Origin of the sequence: Curtobacterium sp. GD1 (assembly GCF_020882855.1) — a bacterium.
Lineage (GTDB): Bacteria > Actinomycetota > Actinomycetes > Actinomycetales > Microbacteriaceae > Curtobacterium.
Window position 1 is genome coordinate 16,065 of the sequence record NZ_JAFEVQ010000026.1, and the last position, 20,615, is coordinate 36,679.

The 20,615-nt window shown below is 72.2% G+C and carries 19 protein-coding genes; 11 read left to right on the plus strand and 8 right to left on the minus strand.

Going from position 1 to position 20,615, the window contains the following annotated elements; translation table 11 throughout:
• Window positions 1-84: 84 nt before the first annotated feature.
• The 4 genes from JSX79_RS14025 to gap all read left to right on the plus strand — a co-directional run bounded on the left by JSX79_RS14025 (window position 85) and on the right by gap (window position 4,086).
• Window positions 85-1,275 (plus strand): type III polyketide synthase, encoded by a 1,191-nt coding sequence (locus JSX79_RS14025; protein ID WP_229086731.1) that lies wholly within the window; start codon window positions 85-87, stop codon window positions 1,273-1,275.
• On the plus strand, window positions 1,272-1,994 hold the full coding sequence (locus tag JSX79_RS14030) for a methyltransferase domain-containing protein (RefSeq protein ID WP_229086732.1): 723 nt from the start codon (window positions 1,272-1,274) through the stop codon (window positions 1,992-1,994). The genes JSX79_RS14025 and JSX79_RS14030 overlap by 4 nt, the downstream gene beginning before the upstream one ends.
• 28 nt (window positions 1,995-2,022) lie before the next feature.
• The gene (locus JSX79_RS14035) at window positions 2,023-2,973 is read left to right on the plus strand and encodes a GlxA family transcriptional regulator (RefSeq protein WP_071302956.1); all 951 of its coding nucleotides are present in this window, start codon (window positions 2,023-2,025) and stop codon (window positions 2,971-2,973) included.
• A 108-nt stretch (window positions 2,974-3,081) separates the two neighbouring features.
• Complete coding sequence (gap, locus tag JSX79_RS14040) at window positions 3,082-4,086, plus strand: type I glyceraldehyde-3-phosphate dehydrogenase (protein WP_229086733.1); 1,005 nt, start codon at window positions 3,082-3,084, stop codon at window positions 4,084-4,086.
• Between the two features lie 284 nt (window positions 4,087-4,370).
• Here gap and JSX79_RS14045 read toward each other — a convergent pair whose 3' ends face one another.
• The 7 genes from JSX79_RS14045 to JSX79_RS14075 all read right to left on the minus strand — a co-directional run bounded on the left by JSX79_RS14045 (window position 4,371) and on the right by JSX79_RS14075 (window position 12,636).
• Entirely contained in the window at window positions 4,371-5,471 is a 1,101-nt protein-coding gene (locus JSX79_RS14045; RefSeq protein ID WP_229086734.1) for a BadF/BadG/BcrA/BcrD ATPase family protein, read from the minus strand.
• Window positions 5,459-6,763, minus strand: a complete 1,305-nt coding sequence (locus JSX79_RS18730) for a 6-phospho-beta-glucosidase (RefSeq protein ID WP_229086735.1) — start codon at window positions 6,761-6,763, stop codon at window positions 5,459-5,461. Before JSX79_RS18730 ends, JSX79_RS14045 begins: the two co-directional genes overlap by 13 nt.
• Window positions 6,764-6,770: 7 nt before the next feature.
• On the minus strand, window positions 6,771-7,640 hold the full coding sequence (locus tag JSX79_RS14055; protein WP_229086736.1) for a carbohydrate ABC transporter permease: 870 nt from the start codon (window positions 7,638-7,640) through the stop codon (window positions 6,771-6,773).
• Window positions 7,640-8,686 carry a carbohydrate ABC transporter permease gene (locus JSX79_RS14060; protein WP_217637349.1) on the minus strand — a complete coding sequence of 349 codons (1,047 nt, stop codon included), beginning with the start codon at window positions 8,684-8,686 and terminating at the stop codon, window positions 7,640-7,642. The genes JSX79_RS14055 and JSX79_RS14060 overlap by 1 nt, the downstream gene beginning before the upstream one ends.
• Before the next feature lie 2 nt (window positions 8,687-8,688).
• The gene (locus tag JSX79_RS14065) at window positions 8,689-10,047 is read right to left on the minus strand and encodes an extracellular solute-binding protein (RefSeq protein ID WP_229086737.1); all 1,359 of its coding nucleotides are present in this window, start codon (window positions 10,045-10,047) and stop codon (window positions 8,689-8,691) included.
• A gap of 158 nt (window positions 10,048-10,205) precedes the next feature.
• The gene (locus JSX79_RS14070) at window positions 10,206-11,447 is read right to left on the minus strand and encodes an ROK family transcriptional regulator (protein ID WP_071295013.1); all 1,242 of its coding nucleotides are present in this window, start codon (window positions 11,445-11,447) and stop codon (window positions 10,206-10,208) included.
• Between the two features lie 139 nt (window positions 11,448-11,586).
• Entirely contained in the window at window positions 11,587-12,636 is a 1,050-nt protein-coding gene (locus JSX79_RS14075; RefSeq protein ID WP_229086738.1) for a zinc-binding dehydrogenase, read from the minus strand.
• An 80-nt stretch (window positions 12,637-12,716) separates the two neighbouring features.
• Between JSX79_RS14075 and JSX79_RS14080 the strand changes: the two genes are divergently transcribed.
• Window positions 12,717-13,631: a DUF3097 domain-containing protein gene (locus tag JSX79_RS14080; protein ID WP_229086739.1), complete on the plus strand. Its 915-nt coding sequence runs from the start codon at window positions 12,717-12,719 to the stop codon at window positions 13,629-13,631.
• Window positions 13,632-13,702: 71 nt separating this feature from the next.
• Window positions 13,703-14,374: a spermidine/putrescine ABC transporter substrate-binding protein gene (locus tag JSX79_RS14085; RefSeq protein WP_229086740.1), complete on the plus strand. Its 672-nt coding sequence runs from the start codon at window positions 13,703-13,705 to the stop codon at window positions 14,372-14,374.
• 33 nt (window positions 14,375-14,407) lie between these two features.
• Here the strand turns inward: JSX79_RS14085 and JSX79_RS14090 are convergent, their stop codons facing one another.
• A complete protein-coding gene (locus JSX79_RS14090) occupies window positions 14,408-14,830 on the minus strand; it encodes a DUF3054 domain-containing protein (RefSeq protein ID WP_229086741.1) in 423 nt (140 codons plus the stop codon).
• A 170-nt stretch (window positions 14,831-15,000) separates the two neighbouring features.
• Here JSX79_RS14090 and JSX79_RS14095 point away from each other — a divergent pair, with 170 nt between their 5' ends.
• From JSX79_RS14095 to JSX79_RS14115, 5 genes are all read left to right on the plus strand, one after another.
• Complete coding sequence (locus JSX79_RS14095; RefSeq protein WP_229086742.1) at window positions 15,001-15,903, plus strand: hypothetical protein; 903 nt, start codon at window positions 15,001-15,003, stop codon at window positions 15,901-15,903.
• A 179-nt stretch (window positions 15,904-16,082) separates the two neighbouring features.
• Window positions 16,083-17,675, plus strand: coding sequence for an inositol monophosphatase family protein (locus tag JSX79_RS14100; RefSeq protein ID WP_229086743.1), 1,593 nt, complete (start codon window positions 16,083-16,085; stop codon window positions 17,673-17,675).
• Window positions 17,676-17,891: 216 nt separating this feature from the next.
• Window positions 17,892-18,704 carry a hypothetical protein gene (locus JSX79_RS14105; RefSeq protein ID WP_229086744.1) on the plus strand — a complete coding sequence of 271 codons (813 nt, stop codon included), beginning with the start codon at window positions 17,892-17,894 and terminating at the stop codon, window positions 18,702-18,704.
• Between the two features lie 56 nt (window positions 18,705-18,760).
• The gene (locus JSX79_RS14110) at window positions 18,761-19,762 is read left to right on the plus strand and encodes an ATP-binding cassette domain-containing protein (protein ID WP_229086745.1); all 1,002 of its coding nucleotides are present in this window, start codon (window positions 18,761-18,763) and stop codon (window positions 19,760-19,762) included.
• Window positions 19,759-20,613, plus strand: a complete 855-nt coding sequence (locus JSX79_RS14115; protein ID WP_070416645.1) for an ABC transporter permease — start codon at window positions 19,759-19,761, stop codon at window positions 20,611-20,613. The genes JSX79_RS14110 and JSX79_RS14115 overlap by 4 nt, the downstream gene beginning before the upstream one ends.
• Window positions 20,614-20,615: the final 2 nt, after the last annotated feature.

The window sequence follows — 20,615 nt, forward strand, 5'->3', positions numbered from 1 at the left end:
ATCGACGGGAGGCGCGGTGCCAGCTGGCACCGCGCCTCCCGTCGATCCTGGGGACGCGTCAGCGACCCGGTGACAGGATGAGTCGTGTCCGCAACGATCCGCGCCATCGGTACCGCCGTCCCCGAGACGACACTCGAGCAGGCTGCGGTGCGCGACCTCTTCGCGTCGCAGCCCGACCTGGGCCGGCTCGGCAGGCGGCTCGTCCCCGCCGCGTTCGACGCCTCCGCCGTGGAGCACCGGCACACGGTGCTCGAGGAACTCGACAGCACGCGGCCGTCCGGTGCCTTCCGCGACGACCACGGCGTGCTGCGGTCCCCGTCGACCGGCACCCGGAACGACCGGTACCGCGAGCTCGCCCCGGCCCTGTTCGTGGCGGCCGCCCGCGACGCCGTGGACCGCGCGGGTGTGACACCCGAGTCGATCACGCACGTGGTGACCGTCTCGTGCACAGGGTTCACCCAGCCCGGCCCCGACCTCGACGTCGTCACCGAACTCGGCATCCCACGCACGGTCTTCCGCCAGCACATCGGGTTCATGGGGTGCTGCGCGGCGTTCCCGGCGCTCCGCATCGCTGCGGCGTTCGCCGAGTCCGTGCCGTCCGCCGTGGTGCTCGTCGTCTGCGCCGAGCTCTGCACGCTGCACGTCCGGGCGAGCGACGACCCGGACCAGATCGTCGCCAACAGCGTCTTCGGGGACGGTGCGGCGGCCGCTGTGGTCACCGCCGACGGCCCTGGCCTCCGCCTGGACGACTTCGCGACGACGGTCGTGCCCGAGGGTGCGTCCGAGATGGCGTGGAACATCGGCGACGAGGGTTTCGAGATGGTGCTCAGCACGGCCGTCCCGAAGCTCGTCGGCGCCACGGTCGCCGAGGCCGTCGCACCGCTGCTGTCCGCCGTGGGCTCCGCCGCCGTCGACGTCCCGACCTGGGCCGTGCACCCCGGAGGTCGCGCGATCCTCGACCGGACGCAGGTCGCCCTCGGGCTGCCGGACGCCGCCCTCGCGGCGAGCCGTGCCGTCCTCCGCGACCACGGGAACGTCTCGAGTGCCACGGTGCTCTTCGTGCTCCGCCAGGTGCTCGACGACGGCATCGACGACGGTGCCCCCGTCATCGCGCTCGCGTTCGGGCCAGGCCTGACGGTCGAGGCCGCCCGACTCACCGCCGTCGGCAGCACGCGACCGTCGATCCCGACCCGCGAGCAGGACGAACCGGCCAAGGCGGCGACCGCAGCGACCCGCGACCACGCGGTCGAGACGGCGACCACGGGCGTCTCGTGAGCCGCACCGAGGGGATCGACCCGCGCCTCCCGGCCGTCGACCTGACCACGCGCGCACTGGACCTCCACGAACTCATGGACGACCCGGACTGCGACCCGCGCGCGCTCGCGCGGACGTTCCGGCGCTTCGCCGTGGTGAACGCACTCGTGAGCGGCTGGCGCTCCGCGTGGCGGACGCACGTCGCGCCGGCGCTCCCCGCGAACGGGCGGGGACGCGTGCTCGACCTCGGGTGCGGCGGCGGCGACCTCGCGCGGGCGCTCGTCCGGTGGGCTGCCGCCGACGGGTTCGACGTCGAGGTCGTCGGGGCCGACCCGGACGCGCGGGCGATCGACGCGGCGACCCGCTCCACCCCGCGCGGCGTCACCTTCCGGCAGCAGTCGAGCGCCGAGCTCATCGCCGCGGGGGAGCGGTTCGACGTCGTCGTGTCGAACCACGTGCTGCACCACCTCGGCGACGAGGGGCGGCGTGGGTTCCTCGCGGACTCCGAACAGCTGGCGACGAGCCGCAGCCTGCACTCGGACATCCGGCGGTCGCGCTCGGCCTACCGGGCGTACGCGGTCGGTTCGACGTTGGTCGCGGCCGGCACCTTCGTGCGGGTCGACGGGTTGCGCTCGATCCGGCGGAGCTTCACGCTGCCGGAACTCCAGGACGTCCTGCCCACCGGGTGGCGGGCGGAGCGGGCGGCACCGCACCGGGTCCTCGCGATCCGCGACGCCTGACGTCCCCGGAGGGCGCTAGCGTCGCTGCATGGCCACGCCCCACCTGCACCGCGTCGCGGTCCTCGTGCTCGACGGGGCGAAGCCGCTCGACGTCGGGATCCCGGCGCAGGTCTTCTCGAACCGCCCGAGCATGCCGTACGAGGTCCGGGTGTGCGGCCCCCGCGTGGGACGCATCGCCGGGGGAGACGGCCTCGCGTACGCGGTCGACCACGGGCTGGACGCCCTCGAGTGGGCCGAGACGGTCTTCGTGCCCGGGTACCGGTTCCCCGCGGACACGCCACCCCCGGCAGACGTGGTGGCGGCGCTCGGGCAGGCGCACGAGCGGGGCGTCCGGATCGCGGCGATCTCCACCGGGGCGTTCGCCCTGGCCGCCGCCGGACTGCTCGACGGCCGCCGTGCGACCACGCACTGGCACTACACGCGGGTGCTCCGCGACCGGTACCCCGAGGTCGACGTGGACGAGGACGTGCTGTTCGTCGACGCCGGGTCGGTCCTGACGAGTGCGGGAGCGGCGAGCGGGATCGACCTGTGCCTGCACATCGTCCGGCAGGACCACGGGGTCGGGCTGTCGAACCACGTCGCACGGCGGCTCGTGAGTGCCCCGTACCGGAGCGGCGGGCAGGCGCAGTACGTCCCGCGGAGCATGCCCGAGCCCCTCGGAGACGTCTTCGCCGAGACGCGGGAGTGGGCGCTCCGGCACCTCGCCGACCCGCTGACGCTCGAGGTCCTCGCCCGGAACGCGACGGTCTCGCCGCGGACGTTCTCGCGGCGCTTCGTCGAGGACACCGGGTACACGCCGATGCAGTGGGTGCTCCGGGCTCGGGTCGACCTCGCACGGGAGCTGCTCGAGCGCTCGGACCTCGCCGTCGACCAGGTCGCCGAGCGGGCGGGGCTCGGGTCGGACGCCAACCTGCGGACGCACTTCCGTCGGATCCTCGGGACCTCGCCGACCGAGTACCGGCGGACCTTCCAGGACTGACCGCGTCGCCGCGGTGGTGGCGAGATCCTTTCGAACGCTGGCTTCCCAGCCACTGGAGCCGCGCCTCCCGGGCCGTGAGCATGGACCGCGGAACGAAAGGAAGTCCACATGACCCGCATCGCGATCAACGGCTTCGGCCGCATCGGACGCAACACCCTCCGCGCGCTCCTCGCCCGGGGAGGCGACGACCTCGAGGTCGTCGCCGTCAACGACCTCACCGCACCCGAGACGCTCGCCCACCTGTTCCGGTACGACTCCGCGCTCGGCCCGTTCGCCGGGACCGTCGAGGTCGACGGAGACACCCTCGTCATCGACGGACGGCGCATCCGCGTCCTCGCGTCGCGTGAGCCGGCCGAGCTCCCGTGGGGCGACCTCGGCATCGAGGTCGTGCTCGAGTCGACCGGCCGGTTCACCGCGCGCGACGCAGCGGCGGGACACCTGACCGCCGGAGCCCGCCGCGTCCTCATCAGCGCGCCAGCCACCGGCGCGGACGCCACCATCGCGTACGGCGTGAACTCCGACGTGTACGACCCGGCGGTGCACACCGTCGTCTCGAACGCCTCGTGCACGACGAACGCGCTCGCGCCGCTGGCGTCGGTGCTCGACGACCTCGCGGGCATCGAGCACGGGTTCATGACGACCGTGCACGCCTACACGCAGGAGCAGAACCTGCAGGACGGTCCGCACCGCGACCTGCGTCGGGCGCGTGCCGCGGGGGTGAACATCGTGCCGACGTCGACCGGGGCTGCCAAGGCCATCGGGCTCGTGCTGCCGCGGCTCGACGGCAAGCTGTCGGGTGACGCGATCCGGGTGCCGGTGCCGGTGGGGTCGATCGTCGAGCTGAACACCGTGGTGTCGCGCGACGTCACCGTCGAGGAGGTCAACGAGGCCTACCGTGCTGCCGCCGCGGGGCCGCTCGCGGGCGTGCTGGCGTTCACGGCGGACCCCCTCGTGTCGACGGACATCACGGGGCGGCCGGAGTCGAGCGTGTTCGACTCGCTGCTCACCCGTGTCGACGAGGGGCGGCACGTGAAGGTGGTCGCCTGGTACGACAACGAGTGGGGGTTCTCGAACCGGGTGGTCGACATGCTGGGGCTGCTGGCGCGCGCGTAGCGCGGCGCGCGCGGCGCGGCGGCGGTCTCGCCGAGTCTCGGCTCGGCGGACAGTTTCGCGGCCCAGCGGCCCGCATCTCGTCCGCCCGGCCGAGTCTCGGGACGCGCGACCACGGGATGGGCGCGAGCACGGTCGGACGGGAGGCGCGGTGCGGGCTGGCACCGCGCCTCCCGTCCGTGTGTGGTGACGTTTCGGGCTGGGCGACAGTTCACGGGTCCGCGCGGCCGTGAACTGTCGCTGGGCGCGAAATCTCGCGCGGGCGCGGCGCGGCGGCGCGCGCCGCGTCAGCGGATCAGCGCCGTGGTGCTCGCGAAGGCGCGGGAGCGCACGGCCTGCCGGTAGCGGTCGAGCGCGGCATCGTCGGCCCCGACGGACTCCAGCGCCGCCAATCCCGCCCCGAGCACGGGAGGATCGGTCACCCACGTCGGCACCGCTCCGGGCACCCGGACAGCGAGGCCGTCGACGACGCCCTCGACGAGCAGGGGATCCCGCGCTGCGAGCACACCGCCGCCGAGGACCACGGGCACCGGGCTCGCGGCCGAGCCACCCAGACCGAGACGCTCGAGCGCGACCGCGGCGAGCAGGACGATCTCCTCGGCCTGCCGCGCGACGACGCCGGCGGCCACGGCGTCACCCGCGCCGGCGACCTCGAACAGCACCGGGCACAGCCGGTTGAACACCCGCTGGTCGAGGCGGCCGAAGTGGACCGCCTCGGTCACCTCGCGGACGCTGCGGAGGCCCAGTGCCGCCGGGACGGCCGTGACCAGGGCCGTCGCCGGTCCGCGACCGTCGTCGGCGCGGGCTGCGTGCCACAGTGCACGGTTGCCGAGGTACGCGCCGCCGCCCCAGTCGCCGGAGACGTCCCCGATGGCGGGGAACCGGGCGGTGGTTCCGTCGGCCCGGACCGCGAGCGCGTTGATGCCCGTGCCGCAGACGACCGCGGCGGCGTCCGGCGACAGGGTCCCCGCCCGCAGCAGTGCGAACAGGTCGTTGTCGAGGACGTGCGGCGCGCCGCCGTCGGCCTCCCAGTGCGCGAGCGCCTCGGTCGCCGCGACGAGTTCGTCGTGCAGGTCGAGCCCGGCCAGGTACACGTGCGTCGTCCGGATCCGACGGTCGCCGAGGTCGCCGACGACCCGCGCCCGGACGTCGTCGAGGATCGGCCCGGCGACGTCCCACCCGCGGGTCTGCGGGTTCGAGCCGGGGCCCCGTGCGTGCCCGACGATCGAACCGTCGAGTGCGATCGCGACGACGTCCGTCTTGCTGCCGCCACCGTCGACGGCCAGGACGACGTCGCTCGGCGCCGGCGGGACGGGAGCGGGCGGACGGGTCGCTCGGGCGGTGCCGACGCCGCCCCCAGACGCTCCGGCTCCGTTCAGCCCGCCCACGTCAGCTGCTCCGATCGCGTCCACGGCAGGTGCTCCGCGTTCGCGGCCAGGAGCAGGTCGGTGAGCCGTTCGGCCTTGTCGACCTGCCCGACGAGCGGGTGCGCCCACATCGCGCGGAGCACGCGGTCGCGGCCTCCGTGCACGGCGGCGTCGAGGGCGAGGCGTTCGTACCCGGCGACGTGCGACACGAGTCCGACCATGTCGGCATCGAGCGGCGCGACGGGCAACGGTGTGATCGCCGCGCGGGTGACCCGGGCCGGGACCTCGATCACGTGGTCGTCGGGGAGGAACGGGAACGTGCCGTCGTTGCGCACGTTGAGGACCTGCACGTCACCGCGGTCGCCGAGGATCGAGGAGAGCACGTCGATCGCTGCCTCGGAGTAGTAGGCGCCGCCCCGCTGCTCGAGCTCGGCGGGCTTCGCCACGACGGACTCGTCCGCGTACTTCGCGAGCAGGGCCCGCTCGGTCTCCATCACGGCCTCGGCACGGGTGGGCGCGTGCAGCTGTTCCTCGAGCACGACGTCGTGGCTGTAGAAGTAGCGCAGGTAGTACGAGGGCACGGCGTGCTGCAGCCGGATGAGGTCGGCCGGCATGTGCACGCTCTCCGCCATCCGGTCGAGGGCACCGGTGTCGGCACGGAGCAGGTCGGACAGGACGTCGCGCTCGCCGGAGCCGTCCGTCACGTGGACGCCGCGCTCCCACGTCAGGTGGTTCAGACCGACGTGGTCGAGCCGGACGGCCGACGGAGCGACGTCGAACTCCTTCGCGAAGCGCCGCTGGAACCCGATCGCCACGTTGCAGAGCCCGACGGCCCGGTGCCCCGCTTCGAGCAGTGCACGGGTGACGATGCCCACCGGGTTCGTGAAGTCGACGATCCACGCGTCCGGCTTGGCGTACCGCTTGACGAGCGACGCGTACTCGAGCACGACCGGCACCGTGCGGAGTGCCTTCGCGAACCCGCCGGGCCCGGTGGTCTCCTGCCCGATGCAGCAGGCGTCGTGCGGCCAGGTCTCGTCCTGGTGCCGGGCGGCCTGCCCGCCGATCCGGAGCTGGAACATGACGGCGTCGGCGTCCGAGACCCCGGCGACGACGTCGTCCGTGACGTGGATCGTGCCCGGGTGGCCGGCGTGGGCGAACATCCGCTTCGCGACACCGCCGACGAGTTCGCGCCGGACGGGGTCGGGGTCGACGAGCCACAGCTCGTCGATGGGCAGCTGGTCGCGGAGCCGGGCGAAGCCGTCCACGAGTTCGGGGGTGTACGTGGATCCGCCACCGATGACTGCGAGTTTCACTGTGGTGCTATCCCTTCACGCCGGTGAGCGCGATGCCCTCGACGAATGCCTTCTGTGCGAAGAAGAAGATGATGACGACGGGCACCATGACGACGACGGTCATCGCCATCGTCATCGACCAGTCGGTGCCGTGTTGGCCGCGGAACGTGGCCAGCCCGTACGCCACCGGCCAGGCGGCCTGGTTCTCGGAGGCGTACAGGAGCGGGCCGTAGTAGTCGTTCCACGAGTGGAAGAACATGAAGATCGCCGCCGACGCGATGCCCGGGCGGGCCATGGGGACGACCACGCGCCACAGCACGCCCCACTCGCTGCATCCGTCCATGCGAGCGGCGTCCCCGTACTCCTTCGGGATCGTCATGAAGAACTGACGGAGCAGGAAGATGCTGAACGCGTCGCCGAGCAGGTTCGGCAGGATGAGCGGCCAGAGCGTGCCGGTGAGGTGCAGCTCGGACCACATCACGTAGACCGGCACCGCGGTGACCTGCGGGGGCAGGAGCATCGCGACGATGATCACGGTGAAGACCAGGTTCGCGCCACGGAACTTGATCTGGGCGAGCGCGTACGCCGCCGGGACCGAGCTGACGAGCATGAACGCGGTGGCGAGCACGGCGTACATCGACGAGTTGCCGAACCACTGCACGAGCGGCAGTTCGGTGAACACCCGGCCGTAGTTCGAGAAGTCGAACGGGCGCGGCACGATCGACGCGGTGAGTGCCTGGTTGCTCGACATCAGCGACGTCAGGATGACGAACACGATCGGCGCGATGGTCAGGACGCCGAGCGCGACGAGTGCGGCGTGCTCGGCGATCCAGACCAGCAGGCTGCGGCGCGGACCGCGGGGAGCCCGGGCGAGCGGGGACTGGGACACGGCGGTCATCAGGACTCCTCGGGTCTGAAGACGGAGATGCGGCGCATCGTGAGGACGAGCACCACGGCGGTGACCACGAACAGCACCACGGCCATCGCGGACGCGTAGCCGAACTGGAAGTTGGCGAACCCGTGCTGGTAGAGCAGCTCGGTGTAGGTGAGCAGCGAGGTGCCCGGGTAGCCGAGCTGCGCCGCGGTGCCTCCGCCGATCGTGGCCTTGCCGCTGGCGACGCCCGACGCGACGGCGGCCTCGGTGAAGTACTGCAGGGCGGCGATCACCCCCGTGACGGCGGCGAACCCGATGACCGGCGCGATCGTCGGCAGCGTGATGTGCCGTACCTGCTGGACGCCGTTCGCCCCGTCGAGCGACGCGGCCTCGTACAGGTCGCGCGGCACGTCGAGGAGCGACGCCAGGAAGATGATCATGATGTCGCCCATCACCCAGACGCCCATGATCACGAGCGAGGGCTTCGACCACGCGGGGTCGTTGAACCACAGCGGGCCGTCGATGCCGAACACCCGCAGGATCTGGTTCACGGGGCCGGTGCCGGGGTTGAACAGGAACACGAACGCGACGACGCTCGCGACGGGCGGCACCAGGGCGGGCAGGTAGAACAGCGTCCGCCAGAACCCGGTCGCCGTCTTCGCGCGGCTGAGCAGTCCCGCCACGAGCAGCCCGCAGACGATCCGGACCGGCACGAGGATGACCACGAACCACAGCGTGTTCACGACCGCGGGGCCGATCTGCGGGTCCTGGGTGAAGAGGAACCGGTAGTTCAGCAACCCGACGAACTCGGGTTCCTGCAGCTGGTTGTAGCGCGTGAACGAGTAGAAGATCGACGCGACGAGCGGGTACGCGAAGAAGATCACGAGGCCCGCCAGGGCCGGGGCGAGCATCGTCAGCGCGACCAGGCGACGGCGGGACTCGGCGGAGCGGCGCCGACGTGGCCGGCTCCCGGGGGCCGTCGAACGCGACCCGGCGCTGGCCGGCGGCCGGGAGGCGCGGGTGGGCCGCGCCTCCAGGCTGCCGGTCTCAGGGGTGGTGACGTCGGTCATGGTCACGGACCAGCCAGCTGGTTGGCGTTGTCGATGTCCGAGTCGAGCTTCTTGAGCTTGGCGTCGAGGTCGCCGCCGTTCTGCTGGTACGCCTGCCAGAACTTCGTGAAGGTGCCGATGTAGGCGGCACCGTCCGCGGTGCCCGGCGAGGTCATCGTGTCCTTGTCGCCCGCGACGTCGACGAAGGTCTTGTAGTTCTCGTCGACCTCGAGCTTCGGTGACTCGAGGGCCGAGGTGAGCGTCGGGATGTTCTTGAGCCCGTTGCCCATCGTGACCTGCGCGTCGGTGTTCGTGGAGAGGTACTTCAGCAGCGCCCAGGCCAGCTCGGGGTGCTTCGACCCCTTCGCGATGCCCGCCACGTTGCCCGCGATGTAGGTCGAACCGTAGTTGCCGAGGCCGTCCATCACCGGGGTCGGTGCGGTGCCGTAGTCGAGGTCCGGCTTCTGGTCCTTGATGAAGGCGGTCCGGTACTCGCCGTCGATCTGCATCGCGACCTGACCGGTCTGGAACGCGTTGTCGGCGGCGAACTCCTGGCCGAGCCCCGAGGTGAAGGCCTTCAGCTTGTCGTAGCCGATCTCGTCGACGAAGCCCTTCTGCCAGGTGATGAGCTTCTTCCAGGCGTCGGACGTGCCGATCACGCTGTTGCCCTTCGCGTCGAGCCACGATCCGTCGACCATCGGGGCCCAGTGCTCGGGGGAGTTCTCGTAGAAGTCGATGAGCGGGTTGAAGCCGAGCTGCTTGATCGACCCGTCGGCGTTGTACGTGGTGAGCTTCAGGGCGTCGGCCTTGAGCTCGTCGAGCGTCTTCGGCGGGGTCGTGATGCCCGCCTTCGCGAGCAGCGGCTTGTTGTACATGAGCGCACTGACGTCGGCGAGGGCCGGCAGGGTGCAGCGCGTGCCCTTGTACTGCGTGTACGACTGCACGGCCTTCGGGATGTCCGACAGGTCGACCTCGTCACGCTTGATGTACGGCGACAGGTCGCGGAAGGCGCCCGAGGAGCAGAAGCTGCCCACGATGGCGGTCGAGTACGACAGGCCCACGTCGATGTTCTGGCCGGACGAGATCGCCTTCTGCAGCTTCTCGTCGTCCTGGCCGGCGTGGATGTCGACCGTGACGCCGGGGTTCTCCTTCTCGAAGCCGGCGACGGCGCTCTTCACGACGCCGGCTTCGCGCCCGGTGAAGAAGTGCCACAGGGACACGGTGCCCTTGAGCTCCTTCGGTGCGCTCTTCTCGATCGAGTCGGCGCTGCTGCCGGAGCTGCAGCCGGCGACGACGAGGGCGCCCACGGCGGCGACGGCCGTGGCGGTGACGATGCGGCGGAACGTCCGGCGGTGCGGGACGTTCGGTTGGGGGAGGGACACTGCGGTACTCGCTCTCTGGTCTCGCTCCGACGCGGTGCGGTCGGGGTGCCGCACGCCGGACGGATCCGGGCGTGCGACGTCGTCCCCGGGCGCGCCGAAGAGCCCTGGGACAGGGCCGGGTGATGGTGCCTCGAGTGGTGCGGGTGGGGTGGTGCTGGTCAGGGGCGCTCGGCCGGGTCCGGTGCGGGCACATCGTCGCTGATGCGCTCGAGCCGGTCCGCGAGCGCGGTGCGGACGACGTCGATGAGGACGTGCCGCGCACCGTGCAGGACGGGGGTGTCGGGGACGCCGGGGGCCACGACGGCGGTGGACCAGCGCGTGCGGGTCCGGAGCCAGGCGGTCACGGCGGCGGCCAGGGCGGGTCCGCCCGCGATCCCGGTCGGGCCGTGCAGCACGACCGTCTCGGGATCGGCGACGGCGAGGGCGGGGAGCACGTTGTGCCCGACGCGCTCGCCGAGGGCGGTGGTGAACGGGTGCTGCTCGGGGAGCCCGGGCAGCTGCGGGAGCACCTGGCGCCAGTCGGCAGCGGTGCCGTCCGGTGCCGTGATCCCGTGTTCGGCGGCGAGTGCGATGATCGCGGACTCGGAGATGAGGTCCGCGACGATCGTGGCCGTCGGGTCGATGGAGCGTGCGTCTGCGGGCACGCCGAGGTAGCCGATCTCGCCGGCGGCACCGGACGCGCCGGTGTGCAGGTGGCCGCCGAGGTCGAGCGCCATGCCGAGGCCCTCGGCCATCCAGAACAGGGCGAACGACCCGGGGGTCCGTCCGGCGCCCATGTTCCGTTCGGCGATCGCCGCGAGGTTGGCGTCGTTCTCGATGACGACGCGGACCCCGAGTGCGGCGGAGAGCGTCGCGGCGACCCTGTCACGGGGCCAGCCGGGCAGGCCGTCGGTGAAGATGAGGGTGTCGGTCGCGTGGTCGACGCTCGCCTGGACCCCGATGCCCACCGCGGTGACGAGGTCCGGGTCGACGCCCGCGGCCGCTGCGGCCCGGGAGATCGCGGCGGCGACGATGTCGGCACCGGGCGCGCGCATCTCGGCCGGGGACATCGTGTGGGTCGCGACCGGGAAGGTCCGGCCCGCGGCGTCCACCACGGTGCTGCGGACGTCGACGAGCTGGACGTCGACCGCCACGCCGAGGTCGCGGTCGGTGATCGCTTCGTACACCACCGCGCTCGGGCCCCGGCGACCGGCCTGCGATGCGGTCCCGGCTTCGCGGATGAGGGCCGCCGCCTCGAGCCGCCGGATGATCTCGGCCGCGGTCGGCTTGCTGAGCCCGGTGCGCTGGGCGATCTCGTTGCGGGTGAGCGGCCCGTCGTCGAGCAGGAGCTCGAGCGCGGCCCGGTCGTTGAGGACACGCAGGAGGCCGGGCTGGCCGGGGGTGCGTCCTCGTGTGGTCATGTCGAGGACTGTAACGGACAACCTTCTTTACTGAAAGGTTTGTTTACCGATTCGAAACACGCGTTCCGCTCCGCGAAACGTGCGGAGCGGAACGCGCGGCGAGGAACGAGCGGAGCGGAACGTCCGACGTCGCTGAGCCCTACGGACGCAGGAGCACCTTGATCGCGCGACGCTCGTCCATCGCGCGGTACGCCTCCGCCGCCTCGTCGAGCGGGAGCTCGAGGTCGAAGACGCGGCCCGGCTCGATCGCACCCGAGAGCACGTCCGGCAGCAGCTCGGGGATGTACTTGCGCGCCGGGGCCATGCCGCCCGCGACGGTGATGTTCGTGTCGAAGAGGTACCGCGTGCCGATCGTCGGCACCCCGTGCGGGACCCCGACGAAGCCGAGGTTGCCACCCGGGCGGACCGAGTGCAGTGCCTGGTCCATGCTCTCCTCGGTGCCGACGGCCTCGACCGCGCAGTCGGCCAGGTCGCCGTCGAGCAGCTCGCGGATCGCCGCGACGCCCTCCTCGCCACGCGCCTCGACGACGTCCGTCGCGCCGAACTCGCGCGCGAGCGCCTGTCGGTCGGCGTGCCGGCTCATCGCGATGATCCGCTCGGCACCGAGCCGCTTCGAGGCGAGGACGGCGGACAGCCCGACCGCGCCGTCGCCCACCACGACGACCGTCTTGCCGGGGCCCACGGCTGCGGACACCGCGGCGTGGTGCCCGGTGGAGAAGACGTCCGACAGGGTGAGGAGCGAGGGGACGAGCGCCGGGTCGACCGGGCCCGGCACCGCGACGAGGGTCGCGGAGGCGTCCGGGATGCGGACGTACTCGGCCTGGGCGCCGCCGACCGGGTCGCCGTACGCGTCCTTCCCGCCGAAGCCGGACAGGTGGTCGCAGCCGGTCGTCATGCCGTGGCGGCAGGCCTGGCACGTGCCGTCGTTCATGGTGAAGGGGGAGATGACGAAGTCGCCGACGTGCAGGTCCGTGACGGCGTCGCCCACCGCGACGACCTCGCCGACGAGCTCGTGGCCGATCGGACGCGGCTGCTTCGTCGGCGTGACGCCCCGGTACGGCCAGAGGTCCGACCCGCACACGCACGCCACGACGACCTTGACCACGACGTCCTTCGGCGTGATGAGGTCGGGCTGGTCGCGGTCCTCGACACGGATGTCGTTCGGGGCGTGGATGATCGCAGCGCGCAAGGGTGTGCCTTCCGTCGAGATGGTGGGGTGTGCGGCCGGTCGACGTCGTCCGGACCCGGGACGACAGTACCCTCGTGCGGGTGGACGACGACCGGTACGGCAGTGACGTGCTCTCGGGCGACTGGCGCTCGCGCGGGGTGCAGAAGGTGCGGCAGGTGCCGCTCGAGCGGGACATGGTCCTCGAGGACCCGACGACCGGCTGGGCCGGCGCCGTGGTGCGGCTCGAGGCCGGCAACGTGGAGCTCGAGGACTGGAAGGGACGCACCCGGTCGTTCCCCTTCAGCGGGCAGTTCCTGCTCGAGGGCGAGCTCGTCACGCTGGGCCGCCCGCAGGCACCGGTGGGGCGGTCTGCCGCCGCTGCACCGCCGGTCGGGAGGCGCGGCTCGGCCCCGGCGGTCCGGCACGCGTCCGACGGCGGTCGCCTCCGCACCGCGTCCGGATCGTTCGCCGTGGAGTCGCAGCGTGCCCGGGTGGCACTGCCCTCCCGGATCATGGTGGAGGGCAAGCACGACGCCGAACTCGTCGAGAAGGTCTGGGGAGCCGACCTCCGGGTCGAGGGCGTCGTCGTCGAGGAGCTCTCCGGCGTCGACAACCTGGCCGACGTGCTCGACGACTTCCGGCCGTCGCGCGACCGTCGTGTCGGCGTGCTCGTGGACCACCTCGTGCCGGGCTCGAAGGAGTCCCGCTTCGCCGACGCCGTGATGCGGGGGAAGTGGGGCGCGCACGTGCTCGTCGTCGGGCACCCGTTCGTCGACGTCTGGCAGTCGGTGAAGCCCGCCCGTGTCGGACTCCAGGCGTGGCCGACGATCCCGCGCTCGATCGAGTGGAAGAAGGGCATCTGCCAGGCGCTCGGGTGGCCCGCCGCCGAGCAGGCCGACATCGCCCGGGCCTGGCAGCGGATCCTCGGGCAGGTGCGCACCTTCGCCGACCTCGAGCCGCAGTTGCTCGGTCGTGTCGAGGAGCTCATCGACTTCGTGACCGAGCCGAAGGACTGACGACCCGGCCGTTTCGTCGACTTCCGCGGGATGCCGGGGGTGATCCGCGCCTCCAGGCCTACGCTTGGAGCATGGACGGCATCGACGGACGCGTGCGCAGCGCTGTCGAGGTCTGGCTGCGCTGGCTGCCCCGCTGGCAGATCGGCACCGCGCGGCCCCGGACTCGCATCTGCCGCAAGTGCACCGGTTCGCCGATCGCCACCGCCGCGGGCTTCGGACCGGACGTGCCGCACGCCGTCCAGCACGCGTTGATCGGCCGCATCTCGACGATCATCGAGGACGCCGTCGACGACTACACCGCCAAGAACCTGCCCCTGCTGCAGCGCGAACTCGAGCGGGCCGCGGCACGCAAGCGTCACGCCGGGTACCAGCCGACCGAGGGCCTGCAGCCGGAGTTCCAGGGCCTCGACGTCGACCCCGAGCCGTCGCCGGGGGAGCCGTTCCTCTTCACGCTCGGCGAGCTGACCGGCACGGGCGCGCACGAGCAGGCGCCACGCGAACCGTTGTCGGACGAGGCGAAGTCGGCGCTCCGTCACGAGATCGCCCTCTCCGACGAGTGCGCTCGTTCCACCGGCACGGCGGTCTGCCTGGCGCTCATCGACCACCGGCCGCGGATCGCCGAGGCGGTCGAACGACTCGTCGAGCCGCAGATCGAGGCCCTGGTGTCGGACATGTTCCGCGGGTTCGACGGGCCGGAGGCACCGCGCGCCGGGCCGGAGGCACCGCGCGCCGGGCTGTTCTGACCGGTGTGCGGTCGGGGCGGGCGCACCTGACGGTCAGCGCTCGGCCGACACCGCCCCGCGCTGCCGACGTCGGCCGACGGCACCGATGACGAGTCGAGCGACCCCGCGCCACCCGAGCAGGAACACCCCGAGCACGATCGTCGCGACGATCACGAACGAGATCGGCAAGGGGTTGCCGTCCACGTCGCCCTGGCCCGTCGCCACCCGGATCGCCAACCCGACGAACACCGTGAGGACCCACACGACGACGCCCGTGGGCCAGAAGCGCAGCGGGCGAGCCCACGCTCCGCTCGTCACGTAGGCGATCGCCCACCCGGCGAGGAACGGGTAGGCGGTGGTCCACAGCGCGAAGGCGGAGTTCGCCTCACCGTGCGAGGAGCGCCCGATCAGGGCGAACAGGACGATGAGCACGACGTCGATCACGGCTGCGAGCCAGCCCCAGGTGCGTTCGGTCACACCCCATTCTCGCAGTCGGCGATGGTCGCCGGTGGCCGTCACCGGACCTGTGGACAGGACACGTCGTCCACAGGTCTCCGCCATCCCACCGCACCGTGCGAGCGCACCGACACGATCGACCGATGACCGGGTCACCTTCGTTCCCTGCCGTCCCAGACTGTCCCTGGACCGTGGTCAAGGACGGCCACCCCGACACGGCCAGGGCCATCCGTGCGCGAGCCCGCGCCGGTGAGCTCCGACGGATCGCGCACGGTCGGTACGTCCCCGCCGACACGTGGGATCTGCTCCGACCGGAGCAGCGGCACCACGTCCTGGTCCGATCGCTGGTCGACCGCATCCGACCGCGCTTCGTGGTGTCGCACCTGTCCGCCGCCGCCGTGCTCGGCGTACCGTTCCTCGGACCCTGGCCCGGACGCGTCCATCTCATCCGGCCAGGGACGGATGCACGCACGACCAGTGCCACCTTCGTCGTGCACGCCGACTTCGACCCCGAGATGCTCGGCACTTGGCAGTTCCGGAGGGACGACCTCCGAGTGACGGACCACGATCGGACCGCCGTCGACCTCGCCGTGTCCTTGCCGTTCCTCGACGGTGTGGTGGCGCTCGACCGGCTCCTGCGACTCGGCGCCGATGCGCGGGCGGTGCAGGACGGCATCGAGCGCCGTTCGGTCCGAGGACGTCGGCGTGCACTGCGCTCGCTGGAGTTCGCGGACACGGGAGCGGACACACCGGGGGAGTCCGTCGCGCGGGTCCGGCTCGACGAGTACGGAGCGCCCACTCCGGTCACGCAGCACCGTTTCCGGGAGCGCGGGCACCCCGACATCGTCGTCGACCTCTGGTTGCCGGACATCGGGGTCGTGATCGAGTTCGACGGGGAGGTCAAGTACCGGGACCGCGGCATGCGCGCCGGGGCCTCCGCCGAGGACGTCGTGATCGCGGAGAAGTACCGCGAGGACCGCCTGCGTGCGTTCGACGAGGTCCGCCAGGTCATCCGGCTGGACTGGCGTGACCTCTGGAACGAGGCGTCGTTCCGTGGCAAGCTCCGTCGGGCGCACGTCCCGATGCGCCACTGACACGCACCGTGCGAGGGTGTCGGACGGACGGCGCGAGGTTCCGCGCAGTGTGCGAGGGCGCGCGCATCCCACAGTGCGCGGAACCTCGCACACTGCGGCCAGCGCGCGCGCCGCCCACCCGCACGCCGCGTTCACGCGCTCGTCACCTCCGGTTCGCCGGCGTCCGGCACGATCGGCGGATGACGTCGACCGCGCAGGCACCGACGGGCCGGATGGTCGCCACCGACGCTGCCCCGGACGCCGGGCGCGTCGTACGCCGGCCCCGCCTCGTCGCCCACCGGGGTGCGCCGCGCGTCCGGCGCGAGAACACCCTGCCGGCCATCGCCGTCGCCGAGGCCCTCGGCGCGGACACCATCGAGGTCGACGTCCGCCGCACCGCCGACGGCGTCGCCGTGCTGCTCCACGACGAGACCCTCGGCCGGATGTGGGGCGACGCCCGACCCGTGTCCGAGGTGGACTGGTGCGACGTCGCCCGGCTCGGGAACGGCCTCGACCGGATCCCACGGCTCGACGCCGCACTCGAACGGCTCGACGGCTGCCGGACCTCGCTGCTCGTCGACCTGACCGACCCGGAGGACGCCCTCGTCGCCGCGCGGACCGTCGCGGCGCACCGGGGGAGCACCGGCGTCGCGTGGTGCGGCGCGCCCGACGCGATGGCGGCGGTCCGCGAGGTCCTCCCGGACGCCGACGTCTGGCTCGCGTGGGAGTCGCTCGAGGCGCCGACCGCGGAGGACCTGGCGCCGCTCGCGCCCTCGACGCTGAACCTCGACGTCGCGTTCGTCACGCCGCGCACCGTCCGGGCCGCGCACGACCTCGGCCTCGTCGTGTCGGTGTGGACCGTGGACGACCCCGAGCCGGCCGTGTGGGCCGCGATGTCGGGCGTCGACTCGATCACCACGAACGACGTCGCCGCGGTCCGGGCGGCACTCGCAGCGGCGGAACGGGACGGTTGGCCCGCGCGCGACCGCGAGCCGACCGAGACCGAGGTGGCCTCCCGCGCCGAGGCACTGGCGCACCGGATCGCCCACGAGGTGATCGCCTTCACCCGCGAGCACCCCGTCGGCGAGGTCACCACGAAGGCGCACCCCGCCGACCTCGTCACCGACGTCGACCGGCTCGTCGAACAGCACGTCCGTTCCCGCGTCCGGACGGTGTTCCCGACCCACGGGTTCACCGGCGAGGAGTACGGCGACGCACCCGGCGACCGGCACCGCTGGTACCTCGACCCGGTCGACGGGACGACGAACCTCGCGAACGGGGTGCCGTGGACCTCGATGTCGCTCTGTCTCACCCGCGGCGGGCGTCCGCTCGTCGGCGTCGTCGCCGATCCGTGGCGCGGTGAGGTGCTCGAGGCCCGGAGCGGTCGCGGCGCCACCCTCCGCGACCGGACGCTGCGGCTCGACGACGCGCCGCGGCCCCTCGCCGGCGCCGTGGTCGGCACCGAGCTCGACGGGCACCGGCCGTGGCCCGGGTTCGGCGCGTTCCTCGACGCCCTCGCGGCCCGCTCGTGCACGCTGCGGGTGCAGGGGTCCGGCACGCTGACGATCGCGCAGGTCGCGGCCGGGCGGGGGATCGGCGGGTGCGTGTCGGCGTTCGACCCGATCGACCACGGTGCTGCGGTGTTGCTCGTGCACGAGGCCGGCGGCCTCGTGCTCACCCGGGAGGGCCCCGTCGACGGGTTCCCGCCGGCGGGGGAGCCGTTCCTGGTGGCGCACCCGGGTGCGGCTGACGAACTGCACGCCGTGTGGACGGCAGCGCTCGCCGCCGTCTGAGCGTCCCCCCTGTGGGCCTGGAGGCGCGGTGCGGGCCCGACCCGCGCCTCCCGGCCCACAGGTGGGCGCGTGACGAACCGCCGGCTCTCGGGTGACTCTGTGCGGGCGTTCAGTCAGTGGTCGCCGGCGCTCCCTAGGGTGGCAGTCCACGGCACCGCTCCACGGCGGGCCGCACTGCTCCGCCGACGGCGGGGCGCACCCGAAGGAGCATCGACCATGGGATTCCTCGACCGCCTGCTCGGACGTCCGGAGCGCGACCAGAACGGCGCCGCGCAGCAGAACCAGTGGGGACAGCCGCAGCAGCCGCAGCAGCAGGGGTACCGCTACGGGCAGCAGTCCTACCACCAGCCCGCGCCCACGGGAGCGCCGGCGGCCGGCGGCCAGTACGGTGCGCCGCAGTGGGGCGGCGGCGACCCGACCGGTGGTCAGCAGGCGTCGACCGACGACGAGCGTGCGGTCGAGCGCTACCGCTACCTGCTCCGCACGGCACCGCCGGAGCGCATCGAGGAGGTCCACGCCGAGGCCTTCGCGAAGCTGACGGACGAGCAGCGACGGATGGTCTACGACGAGTTCACCCGGTCCGCGCCAGCTGGTGAGGCCCCGCGCGGCGACGACCCGCGCTCCCTGGCCCAGGCCGCGACGCGCTCGGAGATCCGGCAGCCCGGGTTCATGGAGCGCTCGCTCGGCGGTGTCGGGAACGGTCGCGGCGGGATGTTCGGCGGTGCCGGGCAGCGCTCCGGTCCTTCGTTCGGCAGCATGATCGGCGCCTCGATCCTCGGGACGGTCGCCGGCTACGTGATCGGTTCGGCCATCATGAGCGCCTTCCTGCCGGACCCCGGATCGTTCGACGGCGGTACCGATGCTGCGGGTGACGGTGGTTCGGAGGACACTGGTGCCGACTCCGGTGACGGAGGCGCGTCCGACAGCGGCGCGTCCGACGGCGGCGGGTTCGAGAGTGCGGGCTGGGGCGACAGCGGATCCGACTTCGGCGGTGGCTTCAGCGACTTCGGTGGTGACTTCGACGTGTAGCGCGTCGCGGTCGGCGCCGACCATCTGATATGTTCCATGCTCGACAAGGGAGCGACATGGCCATCATCGAAGCCTCCGGGCTGACCAAGACGTACCGATCGAAGTCCGGTCCCGTGCACGCACTGGCCGGGCTCGACCTGGTGGTGCCGCAGGGCACCGTCAAGGCGCTGCTCGGGCCGAACGGTGCCGGCAAGACCACCACGGTGAAGGTGCTGACCACGCTCATCACGCCGGACAGCGGCACGGCGACGATCGACGGCATCGACGTCATCGCCGACCCGCAGGCCACCCGGCGTTCCATCGGGGTCTCCGGCCAGTACGCCGCGGTCGACGAGAACCTGACCGGGTTCGAGAACCTCGAGATGATCGGGCGGCTCTACCACCTCGGTCGTCGGACGGCGCGGGAACGGGCGCGCGAGCTCATCGACGTCTTCGACCTGGCCGAAGCCGGGGACCGCCCCGTGAAGGGCTTCTCCGGCGGCATGCGGCGGCGGATCGACCTCGCCGGCGCCCTCGTGATGAACCCCCGCGTGCTGTTCCTCGACGAGCCGACCACCGGGCTCGACCCGCGCAGTCGGCTCGCGCTCTGGGGCATCATCGAGGGGCTCGTGGCCGAGGGCACGACGGTGTTGCTCACCACGCAGTACCTCGAAGAAGCCGACCAGTTGGCGGACGACATCGCGGTGATCGACGGTGGGACCGTCATCGCCGAGGGCACCTCCGACCACCTCAAGGCCCAGGTCGGTGGCCACCGGGTCGTCGTCACGCTGGTCGACCAGACCGATGCGGACGCCGCCACGACCGTCCTCCGTCGCTACGGCGTCGGCGAGGTCGAGGCCTCCGGCGACGGCCGGACCCACGCCATCGCGGTCGAGGCCGGACCCTCGGCACTGCAGCGGGTGCTCGCCGACCTCGGTGACGCCGGCATCGAGCTGCACGACGCCGGCATGCGACGCCCCACCCTCGACGACGTGTTCCTCCGGCTCACCGGCCACGCGGCGACGGACGACGATGCGGTCGACCCGGCTGCCACGAAGCAGAAGGAGGCGGCACGATGACCGCCACCACACCCGCCACGGCACTCGGCCGCCAGCTGCCCGTCGTCGTCACCTCGCCCGCGGCGGTCTGGTTCGAGGACGGCTGGACGGTCACGAAGCGGAACCTCATCAAGATCAAGCGGTCGCCGGACATGCTCGTGTTCGCGGTGCTGCAGCCGATCATGTTCGTCCTGCTCTTCAGCCAGGTCTACGGCGGCGCGATCCAGGTGCAGGGGACCGACTACACGCAGTTCCTGATGGCGGGGATCTTCGCCCAGACGGTCGTGTTCGGCGCGACGTTCTCCGGATCGGCGATGGCGCAGGACCTCAAGGAAGGGCTGATCGACCGGTTCCGCACGCTCCCGATGTCGGCGTCCGCGGTGCTCGTCGGCCGGACGAACTCCGACCTGGTGCTGAACGGCATCTCGATGGCGATCATGATGCTCACCGGGCTCGCGGTCGGGTGGCGGGTGAACTCGTCGCCGCTGGAGTTCCTCGCCGGCATCGCCCTGCTGCTGCTGTTCAGCTACGCGTTCAGCTGGGTGATGGCGCTGCTGGGCATGAGCGTCAAGACGCCCGAGGTCATCAACAACGCCTCGTTCATGATCCTGTTCCCGTTGACGTTCATCTCGAACGCCTTCGTCCCGAGCGACACGCTGCCGCTCGTGCTGCGGGTCTTCGCGGAGTGGAACCCGGTGTCGTCGCTCGTGCAGGCCGCCCGCGAGCTGTTCGGCAACGTCGGCTCGGCACCGGTTCCGGACATCTGGACGATGCAGCACCCGATCGTGACGGTGCTGATCGGGATCGCGGTGATGCTGGTGGTGTTCGTGCCGTGGTCGGTGAACAAGTACACCCGGATCAGCTCGAAGTAGGG